The sequence below is a fragment of the Paenibacillus sp. 7523-1 genome (genome assembly GCF_002276415.1).
GTDB classification, from domain to species: Bacteria; Bacillota; Bacilli; order Paenibacillales; family Paenibacillaceae; genus Paenibacillus; species Paenibacillus illinoisensis_A.
Genome location: NZ_NPBR01000055.1, coordinates 1 through 206, shown reverse-complemented (window position 1 = coordinate 206; position 206 = coordinate 1). Strand labels below are relative to the sequence as shown.

Here is a 206-nt window from a genome sequence, read left to right as displayed (position 1 = left end):
TTCCAGGCAACAGGTGCACCGGATGACGGTGAATATTATATCAACCCGGAAACGTATGAAGCGATGCTGCACTACAAACGTCCGGAAGAAAAAGAATATTTCCGTTGGTTGAACAAAATGTATAATGAAGGACTGCTCGACAAAGATACCTTTGTTCAAAAAGACGACCAATACAAATCCAAAATTGCCAGCGGCCGTGTACTCGG

The 206-nt window shown here is 43.7% G+C and carries 1 pseudogene; it reads left to right on the top strand.

The features are described from left to right. Positions 1 to 206, top strand: a pseudogene (locus CHH60_RS29515) (ABC transporter substrate-binding protein); the annotation flags it as partial.